Annotated in this window: 1 pseudogene; it reads right to left on the bottom strand. The window is 58.9% G+C overall.

Annotated elements, in window-relative coordinates:
- Window positions 1-681, bottom strand: a pseudogene (locus LH464_RS24400) (autotransporter outer membrane beta-barrel domain-containing protein); the annotation flags it as partial.
- Window positions 682-886: the final 205 nt, after the last annotated feature.

The following is an 886-nucleotide window of genomic DNA, read 5'->3' as shown; positions in this document are numbered from 1 at the left end:
TGACACGACGCCGCCGTCGGTGATCGCCAGCGTACCGGTGCCATTGTGGCCCACTCTCAGGAAGCCAGAGTTGTTCCACTGCGATCCAGCGCCGCTCACCGTCGCCACGCCTGTGCTGCCGGTGCCATTGCCAATAGTGCCGCTGGTATTTGACACGACGCCGCCGTCGGTGATCGCCAGCGTACCGTTGCCAGTGCTGCCCACGGTTAGGGTGGCAGAGCTGGTCCATTGCGATCCGACGCCGCCGACGGCGACAGACCCGGTGCCGCCATTTAGACCAATGGTGCCAGAACTGCTTGAAACAACGCCGGCGCCGCTGATGTTCAGAGTACCGGTACCGCTGTTGCCCACGACCAGGCCCGCGTTGCTCCACTGTGATCCAGGGCCGCTTACCGTAACCAAGCCAGTGCTACCGGTGCTAAAGCCAATCCAGCCAGCTCCAGTATTTGACACGATGCCGCCGTTAGCTATTTCCAGCGTACCGTTGCCGGCATCGCCCACAATCAAGGTGCCACCGATGTTCCACGGCGAACTTTGGCTTCCCGGTACCGTGACAGTGGCGCCATCAATCACCGCTTGTGCAATGGCAGGGGAGGCGCTGAGCAACGCCAAAAGGGACGTGCCGAAAAGAAGATACGGGGCCTCTTGGCGCCGGGCGAGCGATGTAGTCTGCGGGATCATTTCGGTCCTCAGTTCGGAAGTTGCTTGAGGTCTTGCCTATCCAAAGGCGCCAGACAAGAATCTGGATTGCATCGGCAATTCACGTACCAGGCGTTTTCAATAGATACGCCGCACGGAAGGACCGACATTTCCGATTGGATAGACGATTTCCTGTATTGAGTACAGATCTTCTGTCTGATCCCTAATCTATCGTAGGCACTGCTGA

Origin of the sequence: Pseudorhizobium xiangyangii, from assembly GCF_020531965.1 — a bacterium.
In the GTDB taxonomy this organism is placed as follows: Bacteria; Pseudomonadota; Alphaproteobacteria; order Rhizobiales; family Rhizobiaceae; genus Neorhizobium; species Neorhizobium xiangyangii.
The sequence above is the reverse complement of the archived record's forward strand: the minus strand, read 5'-3'. Positions and strand labels throughout refer to the sequence as shown.